17 protein-coding genes are annotated in these 13,119 nt (G+C 66.6%); 14 read left to right on the forward strand and 3 right to left on the reverse strand.

The features are described 5' to 3' along the window. Nucleotides 1-114 precede the first annotated feature (114 nt). Nucleotides 115-1,554 carry a porin gene (locus tag K2U94_RS19195; RefSeq protein ID WP_243068752.1) on the forward strand — a complete coding sequence of 480 codons (1,440 nt, stop codon included), beginning with the start codon at nucleotides 115-117 and terminating at the stop codon, nucleotides 1,552-1,554. Nucleotides 1,555-1,558: 4 nt separating this feature from the next. Here the strand turns inward: K2U94_RS19195 and K2U94_RS19200 are convergent, their stop codons facing one another. Continuing rightward, nucleotides 1,559-1,837, reverse strand: a complete 279-nt coding sequence (locus K2U94_RS19200; protein WP_243068753.1) for a hypothetical protein — start codon at nucleotides 1,835-1,837, stop codon at nucleotides 1,559-1,561. A 224-nt stretch (nucleotides 1,838-2,061) separates the two neighbouring features. Here K2U94_RS19200 and glk point away from each other — a divergent pair, with 224 nt between their 5' ends. From glk to ppa, 6 genes are all read left to right on the forward strand, one after another. Further along, entirely contained in the window at nucleotides 2,062-3,045 is a 984-nt protein-coding gene (glk, locus tag K2U94_RS19205) for a glucokinase (protein ID WP_243068754.1), read from the forward strand. Nucleotides 3,046-3,205: 160 nt separating this feature from the next. Further along, a complete protein-coding gene (locus K2U94_RS19210) occupies nucleotides 3,206-3,859 on the forward strand; it encodes a MotA/TolQ/ExbB proton channel family protein (RefSeq protein ID WP_243068755.1) in 654 nt (217 codons plus the stop codon). Beyond that, nucleotides 3,859-4,338, forward strand: coding sequence for an ExbD/TolR family protein (locus K2U94_RS19215; protein WP_243068756.1), 480 nt, complete (start codon nucleotides 3,859-3,861; stop codon nucleotides 4,336-4,338). Before K2U94_RS19210 ends, K2U94_RS19215 begins: the two co-directional genes overlap by 1 nt. Further along, on the forward strand, nucleotides 4,335-5,183 hold the full coding sequence (gene tolA, locus K2U94_RS20600; RefSeq protein WP_272884885.1) for a cell envelope integrity protein TolA: 849 nt from the start codon (nucleotides 4,335-4,337) through the stop codon (nucleotides 5,181-5,183). The genes K2U94_RS19215 and tolA overlap by 4 nt, the downstream gene beginning before the upstream one ends. 70 nt (nucleotides 5,184-5,253) lie before the next feature. Beyond that, on the forward strand, nucleotides 5,254-5,769 hold the full coding sequence (locus K2U94_RS19225; protein WP_243068757.1) for a GNAT family N-acetyltransferase: 516 nt from the start codon (nucleotides 5,254-5,256) through the stop codon (nucleotides 5,767-5,769). 210 nt (nucleotides 5,770-5,979) lie between these two features. Next, on the forward strand, nucleotides 5,980-6,516 hold the full coding sequence (gene ppa / locus K2U94_RS19230) for an inorganic diphosphatase (RefSeq protein ID WP_243068758.1): 537 nt from the start codon (nucleotides 5,980-5,982) through the stop codon (nucleotides 6,514-6,516). Nucleotides 6,517-6,588: 72 nt separating this feature from the next. Here ppa and K2U94_RS19235 read toward each other — a convergent pair whose 3' ends face one another. Beyond that, complete coding sequence (locus K2U94_RS19235; RefSeq protein ID WP_272884887.1) at nucleotides 6,589-7,722, reverse strand: DegT/DnrJ/EryC1/StrS family aminotransferase; 1,134 nt, start codon at nucleotides 7,720-7,722, stop codon at nucleotides 6,589-6,591. A 249-nt stretch (nucleotides 7,723-7,971) separates the two neighbouring features. Between K2U94_RS19235 and K2U94_RS19240 the strand changes: the two genes are divergently transcribed. The 3 genes from K2U94_RS19240 (at nucleotide 7,972) to K2U94_RS19250 (ending at nucleotide 10,021) form a co-directional block, all read left to right on the forward strand. Further along, on the forward strand, nucleotides 7,972-8,910 hold the full coding sequence (locus tag K2U94_RS19240; protein ID WP_243068759.1) for a Gfo/Idh/MocA family protein: 939 nt from the start codon (nucleotides 7,972-7,974) through the stop codon (nucleotides 8,908-8,910). A 146-nt stretch (nucleotides 8,911-9,056) separates the two neighbouring features. Continuing rightward, nucleotides 9,057-9,701, forward strand: a complete 645-nt coding sequence (gene parA, locus K2U94_RS19245; protein ID WP_243068760.1) for a ParA family partition ATPase — start codon at nucleotides 9,057-9,059, stop codon at nucleotides 9,699-9,701. After that, a complete protein-coding gene (locus K2U94_RS19250) occupies nucleotides 9,698-10,021 on the forward strand; it encodes a hypothetical protein (protein ID WP_243068761.1) in 324 nt (107 codons plus the stop codon). Before parA ends, K2U94_RS19250 begins: the two co-directional genes overlap by 4 nt. On the opposite strand, the gene K2U94_RS19255 is transcribed toward K2U94_RS19250, so the two are convergent. Next, complete coding sequence (locus K2U94_RS19255; RefSeq protein WP_243068762.1) at nucleotides 10,022-10,672, reverse strand: 4'-phosphopantetheinyl transferase family protein; 651 nt, start codon at nucleotides 10,670-10,672, stop codon at nucleotides 10,022-10,024. Between the two features lie 71 nt (nucleotides 10,673-10,743). Between K2U94_RS19255 and K2U94_RS19260 the strand changes: the two genes are divergently transcribed. The 4 genes from K2U94_RS19260 to K2U94_RS19275 form a co-directional block, all read left to right on the forward strand. Beyond that, nucleotides 10,744-11,502, forward strand: a complete 759-nt coding sequence (locus K2U94_RS19260; protein WP_243068763.1) for a CDP-diacylglycerol diphosphatase — start codon at nucleotides 10,744-10,746, stop codon at nucleotides 11,500-11,502. 21 nt (nucleotides 11,503-11,523) lie between these two features. Further along, on the forward strand, nucleotides 11,524-11,751 hold the full coding sequence (locus K2U94_RS19265; RefSeq protein ID WP_243068764.1) for an FmdB family zinc ribbon protein: 228 nt from the start codon (nucleotides 11,524-11,526) through the stop codon (nucleotides 11,749-11,751). Between the two features lie 12 nt (nucleotides 11,752-11,763). Next, entirely contained in the window at nucleotides 11,764-12,438 is a 675-nt protein-coding gene (locus K2U94_RS19270; protein WP_243068765.1) for a methyltransferase family protein, read from the forward strand. 53 nt (nucleotides 12,439-12,491) lie between these two features. Next, nucleotides 12,492-13,119 (forward strand): SDR family NAD(P)-dependent oxidoreductase (locus K2U94_RS19275; protein WP_243068766.1); only part of this gene is annotated, 628 nt, incomplete at its 3' end.

Below are 13,119 nucleotides of genomic sequence, written 5' to 3' on the forward strand. Positions count from 1 at the left end.
GCGGGGTCGGGGCCCGGCGGCCGCTCGAACCTCCCCTTGGGCCGGCCGCGCCGCGCCTCGACGGCGATTTGCGTGCAACCGCCGTCTTTGCTAGGGCCGTCCCTGGGGACGGCGATGAAAAAAGTGATTTTCGCGCAGCTTTTTGCGGCGACTTTCGCGACGGGCGCGGAAGCGGCGGACATTTTGTCCCCGAAAGCGACGGGCGCCCCCCCGCCCCAAAATTCCTGTTTCAGCAGCCTGTGGAGCTTTCTCAACTCGTCAGCCGACGAATGCCCTCTGTCCTATGGCGGACTGACGCTCTTCGCCAATATCGACGGCGGCTATGGCTATGAGCAATGGGGCGTTCCGCTCGGCCTGAGCTCCAAAAAGCCCAATTACGGCATCCAGAAGAACAGCGGCGACACCCATTGGCTGTGGTCGCCGAACGGGATCAGCACCTCGGTCTTCGGCGTCAAGCTGAACGAGAAACTGGGCAATGGCTGGCGCCTGATCGGCGTCGCCGAAGGCGGTTTCAGTCCCTATACGCTGAGGCTTATCAACGGCCCGCGCACGCTTGCGGAAAACAATCTGAAAAAGCTTGCGCAGCAGACGTCCAATTCCGATTCCGACCGCACCGGGCAATGGGACAATTCGCAGGGCTTTTTCGGAATCAGCAATCGAACGCTGGGCGTTTTGACCTTCGGCCGAACCAATGCGCTCTCGCACAGCCTCCTGACCGCCTATGACCCGGTCGCCTCGGTCGCCTTTTCGCAACTGGGCTTTTCCGGCGCCTATTCGGGCTTCGGCGTCAATTCGACCACCCGCGTAAACACCGCCGTCACCTATCGCCTGAGCTACCGGAACCTGCGCTTCGCGGCGCAGACGCAGGTCGGCGGCTATAACCAGGGCAATGCCGCAACCGCGCAATATCAGGTTCAGATCGGCGCGGACATCGGCGGCCTGTCGTTCGACGGCGTCCTCCATATGGCGAAGGACGCCGCCGCCTTCTCCAGCTATTCCGGGAGTCCGACGCCAGCCGGCTATGATCCGAATTCGATCGTGAAGGCGACGCTGGCGAACACGCGCGGCGTCGAACTGCTGGCGCGCTACAAATACGGGCCATTCAGATTCTATGCGGGCTTCATCCGGGCCGTGCTGCAAAATCCCAGCAATTCGTACCCGAACGGCATGCCGACGGGCGCCTATGGCATTTTCGTCCCGCCCGGCGCCGTCACCGCCGACGCCTTTACCGTTCCCCGCCGCTACCAAACCGTATGGACTGGCGTGCGCTACAAAATCCTGAGCAACCTCTCGGCGGCCGCAGGCGTCTATTGGGACACGCAGAACGATTTTCTGCCCGCTCCCGGGATCTGCACGGGATCGGGATCGGCGACCAGCAGCTCCCAATGCGCCGGCGGCCGTTATTCCTATTCCTTCCTCATCAATTACAAGCCGCTCAAACGCATCGACGTTTACGCCGGGGCGATGGTCTCGAACGCCTATGGCGGAACCGCCAGCGGCTATCTCCATACCCGGAACATCGACCCGATGGTCGGCGTCCGGATCCGGTTCTGACCTTTCAGTCCGGGTTGCCGCCGATGCAACCCATGTTGCAATCGTCGGGATCGCGGCTCAATCCGGGTCCGTCCCCGGCCTCCGGTTCGGAATTGCCGCGCGGCGACGGCGCGACCGTTCCGCGCTCCCCGACCGGATAGCGCGCATCGGCCGGCGGAGCCGGCCGCACGCCATGATGGCGAGGGCGATGATGATGGCGCGGCGCGCCCTCTTGGGCGGCAATGGCCGTGGAGGCGAACAGAACCAGGCCGAAGGCCGCCGCCAATCCGATGGATTTCCGCATAATGCCCTCCAAGCCTGTCTTTTTCGCAACGGCCCGCAACCAACCATGAATGGCGCGCATTCAACATAGTCCATCCGCATGAGTTTTCATCGCCGCCCAACTGTTATGGTCGGCGATTTGACAATTTCGCCAGGCTTTGCCCGGATAGGACGGCCGAAGAATCGCACGACTTGGCCGATTGTCGCCAAAAAGAAAGAGCCGCGGCGGCGCATAGAGGAAGGCGCATGGAGGAACAGGAAATCGGCGTCGCCGACATTGGCGGCACGCATGCGCGCTTCGCCTTCGCCCGGGTCGCCGGGGGCCGCGCGCGCGAACTCGGGCCGGCGACCGTGTTCAGGGTGGCGGATTTCGCAAGCCTCGACGCGGCCTGGCGCGCCTTTCTCGACCGCGCCGGGCGGCCGGCGCCGCGCGCCGCCGCGCTTGCCGTCGCCTGCCCCGTCCGGGGCGACGAGCTGAAATTCACCAATAATCCGTGGCGCTTGCGCCCCAGGGCGCTGGCCGACGAACTCGGCGTCGAGAAGGTGCAGATCGTCAATGATTTCGGCGCCGTCGGCCATGCGATCGCCCAGCTCGGCCGCGACGATTTCGTCCATGTCGCGGGACCGGCGCGCCTGTTTCCGCACCCTGGAATCGTCAGCGTGATCGGTCCCGGCACCGGCCTCGGCGTCGCCTTGACCCTGCTGGACGAGGGATCCCACCGCGTGGTGGAGGCGGAGGGCGGGCACGCTGGCTTTGCGCCGCGCGACGCCTTCGAGGACGCATTGCTCGCCCGCATGCAAGCGAAATACGGCCGCGTTTCGGTCGAGCGCATCGTTTCCGGCCCAGGTCTCGCGGAGATCCTTGCCGAAATCCGCGCCGCTTTCCCGGAGGCGGCCGCGGCGCCGGCTTTCGCGGACGACAAGAGCCTGTGGGCGGCGGCCATTTCCGGCGCCGAGCCGCTCGCCCGCGCCGCGCTCGATCGTTTTTTCGCCTGTCTGGGCGCCTTCGTCGGCGATGTCGCCCTGATCCATGGCGCCAATGCCGTGGTCCTCGCCGGCGGCCTGCTGCCGCGGATGCCGGACCTGCTGCAGCGCTCCGGCTTCGCCCAGGCTCTTGCCGCCAAGGGCCGCTACGCCACTATGATGGCCAACCTTCCCATCTGGCTTCTCGTCCATCCGAATCCCGGCCTGTTCGGCGCAGCCGCCGCCTTCGCGGCGCAGCACGACTGATTCGCGGGCCGTTCCGCTTAATTCCTCCTCAATCGCCTCGGTTCGGGAAATATTCCCGAAGCGCAACGCCCTCTTGTCCGTGTCATTCCACGAAAAGCCGTATAAATTCCGGGCAAAGACGACGAATGGCGGCGCCCGAGGAAACGGCAGGCAAAGAGGCATGGACACTATTTCGCTCACCCCGATCGGCCTGTTCCTGCAGGCGGGGCTCGTCGGCAAGGCGGTCATGGCCGCGCTGTTTCTCGCCTCGATCTGGTGCTGGCTGCTGATCGTCGAGGCTTTGTTCGGCCTGTCGCGGCTGTCGCGCGCTTTGCGCGAGGCCAAGACCGGCCAGACGAGTTCTTTGCTCGCGCCCATCGAAGCCCTCGGCGCGCAGGAGGCGCGGATTCACGTGGCGGGCGAAACCGTGTCCGAGCGCCGCCAGCGCGTCGCCGACAAGATGACGCGGGCGAACGTCGAACTTCTGACCAAGGCCGAGGGCGGTCTCGCCAATCTCGCGGTGATTTCCTCGGTGTCGCCCTTCGTCGGCCTGTTCGGCACGGTCTGGGGCATCATGGCCAGTTTCGTCGGCATCGCCGCCGCCAAGGACACCAGCCTCGCCGTGGTCGCGCCGGGCATCGCCGAGGCCCTGGCCGCCACCGCCTATGGCCTCGCCGCCGCCATTCCCGCCGCGATCGGCTACAATCGCCTCGGCGCGTCCTTTTCCCGCCTCGGCCAGGCCCTGGTCAACCGCGCCGCCGACCAGGCCGTCGAGATGACCCGCGATCCGGTCGCCGCCGCGAGGGCGGACAGGACGGAAGCGGAGGCGGCCTGATGGCTTTCTCCTCCCCTTCCGGCTCCGACCGCCCGGGCTTCTTCCGTCCGCAGGCCGAGATCAATGTGACGCCGCTCGTCGACGTCATGCTGGTGCTGCTGATCATTTTCATGGTCACCGCGCCGCTGCTGACCGCCGGCCTCAAGGTCCAGCTGCCGCAGGCGCAGGCCGCCCGGCCGCTGGATCCGAAGGAGCCGGTCGTGGTCGTGGTCGGACGCGACGGCGGGCTCGCCGTGGGCAATGAGCCGGTCGAGCCGGCCGATCTCGTCCAGCTTGTGAAGCTCAAACTTGGCGACGACCTCAATCGCGTCGTGCATCTGCGCGGCGACAAGGAGGTCGCCTATGGCCGCATGGTCGAAGTGCTCGACCAGCTCGCCAGCAATGGGATCACCCATATCGCCATTGTCACCGACGCCAGAAAGAAGGCCGCCGCGTCCGCCCCATCCGCGCCGCCCCCCGCGACGGAACAAGGAAAATGAGCGTGGCCGGCGCCCTTCCGGCCCCGGGGCCGGCTATCGGCGCCGGGCCGCGCGACGCAATCCGCCCGTTCTGGTTGCGGCCCGTGGCGCTTGTCGCGATCCTCGCCCTGCACGCCCTGGTCTTCATCAGCGTCAAAAGCCGGCCCGCCGCGCTGTCGCCGCTCGACGGCGTCCAAGTGACGCTCGTCGCAGCGGGCGACGCCGCCGAAGATCAGAAGAAGCAGGACGAAATCACGCCCGCCGCGCCGCCGCCCCCGCCGGTCGAAAAGGTCACGCCGGTCGAGCCGCCGCCCCCGCCACCCGTCGAAGCGCCGCTGCCGAAGGTCGCCGCCCCGGAAGCCATTCCACTGCCGGTCGAGCCGCCCAAGCCGCCGCCCCCGCCCGTCGCGCCGCCGCAGAAGCCTCTCGTCCAGCAGCCGCCGCCGAAGGCCGCGCCGACGCCCGAAGAAAAGAAGCGCCAGGCGGAAAAGCGCAAACAGGAGGAACCCGCCGAGCGCCGGCGCAAGGCGCAGGAGGCGCGGCAGGAATTGCATCGCGGCGCGACCCATGGCGCGGGCCGCGCGTCTGCGATGTCGCCAGCGGCCTATGCCGGCCTTCTGGTGGCGGAGATCCGGCGTCACACTTTCTATCCGGCGGCGGCGCGCGCCGCCGGCAGGACCGGCGTGGTCGGCGTGGCCTTCACCATGGGTCCGTCGGGCCGGGTGATCGCGCTGTCGATCACGCGCTCCTCGGGCAATCGCGTGCTTGACGCCGCCGCGCTCACGACGCTGCGCGCCATTCATACGCCGCCGCCGCCCGGCGGGCGCTTCTCGACCAGCACCAATATTCGCTTTCATTTCAACTGACGGCGCCTCTCAGAAAAGATTAAAAATAGTTTTCTTGCGCGGCGGCGGCCCTCGGCCTTAACATTGGCGCATGTCCCAGACGTTGATCACCATCAGGAGGGCCATGCCCGGCGACGCCGACCAGATCGCCGACGTCCACGACGCCGCTTGGCGCGACGCCTATCGCGGAATCATTCCCGGCCGCGAACTGGAGCGCCTGATCGCGCGGCGCGGGCCGGATTGGTGGCGCGCCGCCGTCCTGCAAGGCAGCCGGCTGCTGGTGCTCTCAACTCACGGGGCGATCGGCGGCTATGTCTCCTATGGCCGCAACCGGGCGCCCTCCCTGGACTATAGCGGCGAGATTTTCGAGCTTTACCTGGCGCCCGAATATCAGGGCCTGGGCTTCGGGGCGCGCCTGTTCCGCGCCGGACGCCGAGACCTAGCCGACAATGGTCTCGACACGATGCTGGTCTGGACGCTGAGCGACAACCAGCGCGCGATAGACTTTTACCGCCATCTCGGCGGCCAACCGGTGCGGCGCGCCAGCGAATTTTTCGGCGGCGAGAAACTCGGCCGCCTCGCCTTGGGCTTCGGCCCTTCCGCGTAACAGTTCATTTCGACTGGCTGTCTGGTGATCGGCGCTTGAGCGGCTCGATCGGCGAGCCGGCGGAGCCTCGCCTGCGCAGACCTGCGGCGATCGCCATCGCGGCGCCGGACGCCGCTTTCAATTGACGCCGGCATGCCCGGAAAGTTCGGGTTGCCTTTTGCCCTTGCGCCTGACTAATGGGCGGCGGAACGCCAACCATCGGAGAGCGCAATGCGTCTTGACGCCATCAAAATCGGCAAAAATCCCCCGGAAGATGTGAATGTCGTAATCGAAGTTCCAATTGGCGGCGAGCCGATCAAATATGAAATGGACAAGGACGCCGGCACGCTCTTCGTGGACCGCTTCCTCTATACGCCGATGCGCTATCCCGGCAATTACGGTTTCATTCCGCACACGCTGTCGGAAGATGGCGACCCGTGCGACGTCCTGGTCGCCAACACCCGTCCGCTGATCGCCGGCTCCTATATCAACGTCCGCCCGATCGGCGTGCTGAAGATGACCGACGAAGGCGGCGGCGACGAAAAGATCATCGCGGTGCCGAGCCACAAGCTCACCAAGCGCTACGACAAGGTGCAGAGCTATACCGACCTGCCCGAGATCACCTGGAGGCAGATCGAACATTTCTTCTGCCACTACAAGGATCTCGAACCCGGCAAATGGGTCAAGTTCGCCGGCTGGGGCGACGCCGATGAGGCCAGGCGCCTCATCTCCGAATCGATCGAGCGCGCCAAGATCGAGAAAAAATAACCCGGCCGCCGCGCAATGCGGGACCCGCGAAGCCCGCCGTGACCAGACAGGTCGCGGCGGGTTTTGCTTTGTTCAGCCCAGATGCTTTCTCGCGGCGCCGATGATACGCTCCTGCGCCTCGGCGCCGAGATAGGGATGCATCGGCAGCGACAGCGCTTCCTGCGCCAGCTGGTCGGTCGCCGCGAGACGCCCTCCGACGCTGGGAAAGGCGCGATAGGCGGTCTGGCGATGGAGCGGGACCGGGTAATAGCAGGCGGTGGGAACGCCTGCTTCCTTGAGCGCCGCGACCAGGCCGTCGCGCTGGCCCGGCTTGAGGCGGATGGTATATTGCGCCCAGACGGATTCGCAGCCCTGGGCCACGGCCGGCGGGATCGCGACCTCGCGCAGCCCTTGCGCATAGCGCGCCGCTATTTCGTTGCGGGCGGAGATCTCTTCGGGGAAGATCGCGAGCTTCTCCAGCAGAATCGCGGCCTGAATCGTGTCGAGCCGCCCGGTGACGCCGATGCGGACATTGTCATATTTGTCGACGCCCTGGCCATGGACGCGCAAGGAGCGCAGGACGTCGGCAAGTTCATCGTCGTCGGTGAAGACGGCGCCGCCGTCGCCATAGGCCCCGAGGGGCTTCGCCGGAAAGAAACTGGTGGTCGTCGCCATGCCGAAGGTTCCGAGCTTGCGGCCGAGAAAAGTCGCGCCGAAGGCCTGGGCGGCGTCGCACAACAGCCAAAGATTCTCGCGGGCGCAGATCGGCTCGATCGCGTCGTAATCCGCCGGCTGGCCGAACAGATCGACGGCGATCACGCCGACCGGATTGAGTTTTTTTTCGCGGGCCTCGGCGATCGCCGCTTCGAGCGACGCCGGGTCCATGTTGAACGTGTCGGGCAGCACATCGACGAAGAAGGGCGTGCCCCCGAGCAAAGCGACGGCCTCGGCGGTGGCGGCGAAGGTGAAGCTCGGGCAGAGCACGGCGACGCCGGGTTTGACGCCCTTGGCGAGCAGGACGAGCGTCAGCGCGTCGGTGCCACTGGCGCAGGACACGGCATGTTTCGCGCCGCAAAAGGCGGCAAGGCGCTTTTCCAGCTCGTACACCTCGGGCCCCATGATATAGGCGCCATGATCGATCACCCTGCGAACCGCCGCCTCGATCTTGTCCGCGATGCGCGCGCGCTGGGCGGCAAGGTCGATGAAAGGCATCATGGGCGCGGACATTCGGAAAACTCCTCCATTCGACATTTGCAGGCGGCAAAACTCTCCGCGAGCGACCGGCAAAGACCCTCCGCGAGCGGTCGGCGGCCTATACGCCGCGAATCGGTCCGCGTCACCAAAATACTTGCCCGAATGGCGGGGCTGGCGCCGCGCCCCCGCGTCATGCTAAGGCGGGCGCGCCCGACGGGACCGGCGCCCCGCCCCATTGAATCCGCCCCATTTAGAAGCGTCGCAAAAGCGCATATGGCGAAAATGACCATCAATATTTCCGTTATCGGCCTCGGCCCCTGGGGCCACACCCTCGCCAACAAATTGAGCGCGCTGCCCGATTTTGCGCTGAAATCCACCTACGACCACCATGACGGACGCAAGATGGCGCATGCCGAAGCCGCGCCGTCGCTCGACGCCATTCTGGAGGATCGGTCGATCGAGGCCTGCGTCGTGACGACGCCGAATCACACCCATGCCGATCTAGCCCTGACCCTGCTCGAAGCCGGCAAGAACGTGCTCATCGCCAAGCCGCTGGCGATGACCTCGGCCGCCTGCGACGAGGTCGCGGCGCTCGCCCGCGCCAAGGGGCTGGTTGCGATGACCGGCCACACCACTTTGTTCAACCCCGGCGTTCTGCTGATGAAGCGCCTGATCGCGGAAACCGGCCGGCCGGTCCTCCATTACGACGCGCGTCGCCGCGGCGTCGGCCGCATCCAGAAGAACAGCGTGCTGCTCGACCTCGCCGTGCATGACGTCGCCAATGCGATTTTCGTCACAGGCCAGCATCCCTTGTCCGCGCGCCATGTCCAGCGCGCCTATGGCGGCTGCGCCGCCGCCCAGGCCCAGATGTTCCTGGCGTTCGAGGGCGGAATGACCGGCCATGTCGAGAGCAGCTGGGTCGCCTCGGAGCGGCGGCGGCTGGCGGTGGCGACGCTCGACGGCAAGATCGTCAAGCTCGACGAATTGACCGCCAAGGTCAGCGTCTATGACACGACGCCCGTGGCGAGCCTCGCCAACGAAAACTTCAGCGCGGTCAAGACCGCGGAATATAAGATCGACGCCCATGACGCGCTGGCCGACGAGCTTTCGACCTTCGCCCGCTTCATCCGCGACGGCGGCTTTCCCGAGGAAAACGCCAGGATCGCGCGCTCCGTGGTCCACGCCATCGAAATCAGCCAGGACCTCGGCGCCTATCCCTAGACGCGCTGTCCACAGGCGCATGCGCGGCAAAGCTTGCTAAAGCTGAGATTTGTGGAAACCTTGGCGCACACGGTCGCGTCAAGTGATTCGTCGATGTGCGGGCGGCCGTCGGTGAGCGTTTTCATCCAGCGCGAAAGGCTGCCTCGATGATCGTGGGCGTGCTGAACCAGAAGGGCGGCGTCGGCAAGACGACGATCGCCGTCAATCTCGCATCCTGTTTCAGCCGATCCGGCCGGCGCGTGCTGCTGGTGGACGCCGATCCCCAGGGCAGCGCCCTGGCCTGGTCGGCGGCGCGGCAGGTCGATCCCGATTTCGTCGTGGTCGGCATGGCCAAGCCGACCCTGCATCGCGAAATGCCGACGCTGGCGAAAAATTACGACATGGTGGTGATCGACGGCGCGCCGCGCGTCAACGAACTCGGCCGGGCGGCGATCATGGCCAGCGACCTCGTGCTGATCCCTGTGCAGCCCTCGCCCTATGACGTCTGGGCCGCCGCCGAAACGGTCCAGCTCATCCGCGAGGCGCGCCAATTCAAAGACTCTTTGCGCGCGGCTTTCCTCATCAACCGCAAGATCGCCAATACCGCGATCGGGCGCGATTTCCATGCCGCTCTGGCGCAATTCCCGGAGACGCCGGTGCTCGACGCCGCCCTCATCCAGCGCGTCGTCTTCGCCGAAAGCGCCGCGCGCGGCCTGTCTGTTCTGGAAGTCGCGCCGCGCGGCGAGGCCGCGCGCGAGCTGCAGCGTCTGGCCGATCTGATCATCGCCGACAAGGAAAGACAGGCCGCATGAGCCGCAAGAGCATTCAGATCAACGTGCCCGCCGCGCAAGTCCAGGCGCCCGTCAAGGCCCCGGCGCGCCGGAAAAGCGGCGCCGAGGGGATGGTCGACTCCTGGATCGTCCAGGACGCGGCCCAGACCTTGGCCGAGGACGCCTTCTCGCCCCATCCCATTCCCGGCGAAGGCGTCACCGTCACGGTCCGGCTCTCGGCCCAGCCCGATTGGGCCGAAGCGGCGAAGATTTTCTTCTTCCTGCCCCAGGCGGCCCTGTGGTTCTGGACCTTCGGCGCGGCGCAGAAGGCGATGCGCCTGCCCTTCGACTGGCGACGCTGATCAGTCGTCGCGCGCCGCCAGCGCGCAGATTTTCGCGCCGCTTTCCCAAGCGTTCGCGCTGCTCTCCCAAGCGAAGGCGCAGCGCCCGCCAAAACGCGCGCGGGCGCTTCCCGCTTCGAGATCGACCTCGATATCGTGAAATTCGAGAAATCGCCGATCGGCGGGAAAAAGCGCCTTGAACACCGCTTCCTTGATGACGAAAAGCGCCGGGCGGCGCAGCAAATCCTCACCATAACGCGCGCGCTCCGCCGGCGTCGCGATCAACTCCATGAGCTCCTGGGCGAGCGACGCGTCGGGTTCGATATCGACGCCGAGGGCGCCGACTTTTTCCGCCCGCGCCACCGCCGCCAGCGCATGGCTGTCGTCATGAGCAAGCGAGCCGGAAAAGCCCGGCGGCCAGCGCGGGACGCCCGCGGCGTCCCGGCCGATTGCGCGAGGCGGCGCACCGAAGGTCGCCAGCAGATCGCGCGCCAGAGCGCGCGCGGCGCCGCTCGCCTGAAGGCGTTCGCGCCGCAAGGCGCCAAGGGCCGCCGCCTCCTCCGGCCACAGGCCCGCCTCGTCGCCGGACGCGATGGCGCGCGCGGCGATCCTGATGTCGCGGCGTTCCGCGAATGTCCGCAGCGGGCCCCCGGCGGGCAAGAGAGTCATCATGCGACCTTATCGCGCGCGGGCGCGGCGGGAAAGGCGATGCGCGCCGCCGCGCAAAATGCTATGGCCCGGCCGTGAAACGAATCATCGTCCTTATTTTCAGCCTTGTCGCGCTGGCAGGCGCCGCCGGTCCGACCGCTGCCTTCGAGGGCCGGGCGTTCGGACGCGACGGTCTCTGGCGGATCGTCCACGGCGTCTGTTCGCCGGTCAACCGCCTCACCGGCCTGGCCGCGCCCTGTCTTGCGGTCGACCGCGAAAAAGGCGTCGCCACGGTGCGGGCGCCCGACGACGCGACCCACATCATCGTGACGCCGCTCGCCCGGGTTTCGGGGGTCGAGAGCGCGGCGCTGCTGCGCAAGGGCGCGCCCAATTACTGGGCCGACGCCTGGAACGAGCGCCATTGGGTGGCGGAAGCGGCGGGCCGGCCGCTCGCCTGGAACGATCTGGGCATGGCGATCAATTCCCGCTTCGCCCGCAGCCAGGATCAGCTCCACATTCATGTCGATTGCGTCAAGCCGCGGCTCAAGGCGGAACTCGCCCGCGCCGCGCGCGGACGCAAGGGCTGGTTCGAGATCGACCTGCGCCCCTGGGCCGGCCGCTACCGCGCCCGCCGCCTGAGGGCCGCGGATCTCGACCAGAACATTTTCCGGATGGTCGCCCTGGAAATTCCCCGCGCCCGCGACAATATGGCGAGCGAAACCATCGCCGTGATCGGACTGGACGAGCCTCGGGGCGGGCGCGGCTTCCTGCTGCTCGTCGCCGGAGGCGGCGGCCATGCCGAGGAATTGCTCGACCACCAATGCCGTCTCGGCCGAAACGTCATGCGCGATTGAGCCCGATTGAGAGGTTTGCCTATGCCGATCTATGGTTACGAATGCAAGAAATGCGGCGCGTCCTTCCAGACCTTGGTGCGCTCCGGCGAGGAGCCGGTCTGCCCGTCCTGCGGCGCCGTCGAGCTTGAGCAGCAATTGTCGCTGATCGCCACGCCGGCGCGCGGCGGCGAGAGCGACGCGCCCGCCTGTTCCAACGCCGGCGCCGGACCGGCCTGCGCCGCCTGTCCCGGCGCCTCCATGTTCGGCTGACGCGAGGGCGCGATGGCGGCGGGCGGACGTTTTAGGGGATTTCCCCGGGTCGCCGCGATCCTCGGCGGCGCGGTTGTCTATTATGCCTTGCCAATCTGGGGCGAGGGCGGCTTCGGGCCTTTCTTTCGCTCCCCGGCCCTCATGGCCTTGACCGTCGTCTATTTCGCGCTCGCCGTCGCCGCATTGTTCTGCGGCGGCAACGTGTCACCCGGGATCCGAGAGGACCGCAACAATCGCTGGGTTCTGCCCGCCTTCGCGCTTCTTGGTCTCGCCATGGGTTTTATTCCGGCCTGGGACGACCGCTACGGTTTTTTGACCTTCGGCGGCGAAGCATTGCGCTGGAGCGGCGTCGTTCTGTTCGGCCTTGGCGGGAGCTTAAGGCTGTGGCCGGTGGTCGCGCTCGGCGACAGATTCTCCGGCCTGGTTGCGATCCAGCCGATCCATGAATTGCTCACGACCGGCCCCTACCGTTATATCCGCCACCCCTCCTATCTCGGATTAATGATCTCCTCGATCGGTTGGGCGCTCGCCTTCTGCTCAGGAGCCGGCCTGGTCATCGCCGCCTTGACACTGCTCCCGTTGCTCGCGCGGATCGACGCGGAAGAGAGGCTGCTGCAATCTGAATTCGGCGCGGAATATGACGCCTATCGCGCCCGCACCTGGCGTATGATTCCAGGCCTTTGGTAGCGGCGAGCGAAATCGCGGCTATAATCCGGACGCACGCAATTCGGGACTTTTCCATGAAAACCATTCTCATCACCGGCGCCACCGCCGGCTTCGGCGCGGCCTTCGCCCGCCGCTTCGTCAAAGGCGGCCATCGCGTCATCGCGACCGGCCGGCGCGTCGAACGGCTGAAGGCGCTCAGCGAGGAGCTTGGCCCCGCCGTGCTCCCGCTCCCGCTCGACATGATGGACAAAGAAAAGGTGGATGGTTTTGTCGACAGCCTGCCCGAGGATTGGCGGCGGATCGACGTGCTGGTCAATAATGCGGGGCTGGCGCTCGGCCTTTCGCCGGCATGGGAGTCGGACCTTGCCGACTGGGACCGGATGATCGCCACCAATATCGTCGGGCTCGTTCATATGACCCGCGCCGTCCTGCCGCAGATGGTGGCGCGCAATGACGGCCTCATCATCAATCTCGGCTCGATCGCCGGGGATTATCCCTATCCCGGCGGCCATGTTTACGGCGGGACGAAAGCCTTCGTCCTGCAATTTTCGCTCAATCTGCGCGCCGATCTCGTCGGCAAGAACGTCCGCGTCACCAATATCGAGCCCGGCCTCGTCGGCGGGTCGGAATTTTCCCTGACGCGTTTCGGCGGCGATGCGGCCAAGGCGGCGGCGGTCTATGCCGGAACCGAGCCGCTGACGG

The organism is Candidatus Rhodoblastus alkanivorans, assembly GCF_022760755.1.
GTDB classification, from domain to species: domain Bacteria; phylum Pseudomonadota; class Alphaproteobacteria; order Rhizobiales; family Beijerinckiaceae; genus Rhodoblastus; species Rhodoblastus alkanivorans.

Excerpts from the sequence above, each read along its gene's own strand:
- K2U94_RS19235 (WP_272884887.1), bottom strand. The coding sequence starts at position 7,722 with ATGTCCGCGCCCATGATGCCTTTCATCGACCTTGCCGCCCAGCGCGCG.
- glk (WP_243068754.1), top strand. The coding sequence starts at position 2,062 with ATGGAGGAACAGGAAATCGGCGTCGCCGACATTGGCGGCACGCATGCG.
- K2U94_RS19240 (WP_243068759.1), top strand. The coding sequence starts at position 7,972 with ATGACCATCAATATTTCCGTTATCGGCCTCGGCCCCTGGGGCCACACC.
- K2U94_RS19195 (WP_243068752.1), top strand. The coding sequence starts at position 115 with ATGAAAAAAGTGATTTTCGCGCAGCTTTTTGCGGCGACTTTCGCGACG.
- K2U94_RS19215 (WP_243068756.1), top strand. The coding sequence starts at position 3,859 with ATGGCTTTCTCCTCCCCTTCCGGCTCCGACCGCCCGGGCTTCTTCCGT.
- parA (WP_243068760.1), top strand. The coding sequence starts at position 9,057 with ATGATCGTGGGCGTGCTGAACCAGAAGGGCGGCGTCGGCAAGACGACG.
- tolA (WP_272884885.1), top strand. The coding sequence starts at position 4,335 with ATGAGCGTGGCCGGCGCCCTTCCGGCCCCGGGGCCGGCTATCGGCGCC.
- ppa (WP_243068758.1), top strand. The coding sequence starts at position 5,980 with ATGCGTCTTGACGCCATCAAAATCGGCAAAAATCCCCCGGAAGATGTG.
- K2U94_RS19270 (WP_243068765.1), top strand. The coding sequence starts at position 11,764 with ATGGCGGCGGGCGGACGTTTTAGGGGATTTCCCCGGGTCGCCGCGATC.
- K2U94_RS19265 (WP_243068764.1), top strand. The coding sequence starts at position 11,524 with ATGCCGATCTATGGTTACGAATGCAAGAAATGCGGCGCGTCCTTCCAG.
- K2U94_RS19210 (WP_243068755.1), top strand. The coding sequence starts at position 3,206 with ATGGACACTATTTCGCTCACCCCGATCGGCCTGTTCCTGCAGGCGGGG.
- K2U94_RS19200 (WP_243068753.1), bottom strand. The coding sequence starts at position 1,837 with ATGCGGAAATCCATCGGATTGGCGGCGGCCTTCGGCCTGGTTCTGTTC.
- K2U94_RS19250 (WP_243068761.1), top strand. The coding sequence starts at position 9,698 with ATGAGCCGCAAGAGCATTCAGATCAACGTGCCCGCCGCGCAAGTCCAG.
- K2U94_RS19255 (WP_243068762.1), bottom strand. The coding sequence starts at position 10,672 with ATGATGACTCTCTTGCCCGCCGGGGGCCCGCTGCGGACATTCGCGGAA.
- K2U94_RS19225 (WP_243068757.1), top strand. The coding sequence starts at position 5,254 with ATGTCCCAGACGTTGATCACCATCAGGAGGGCCATGCCCGGCGACGCC.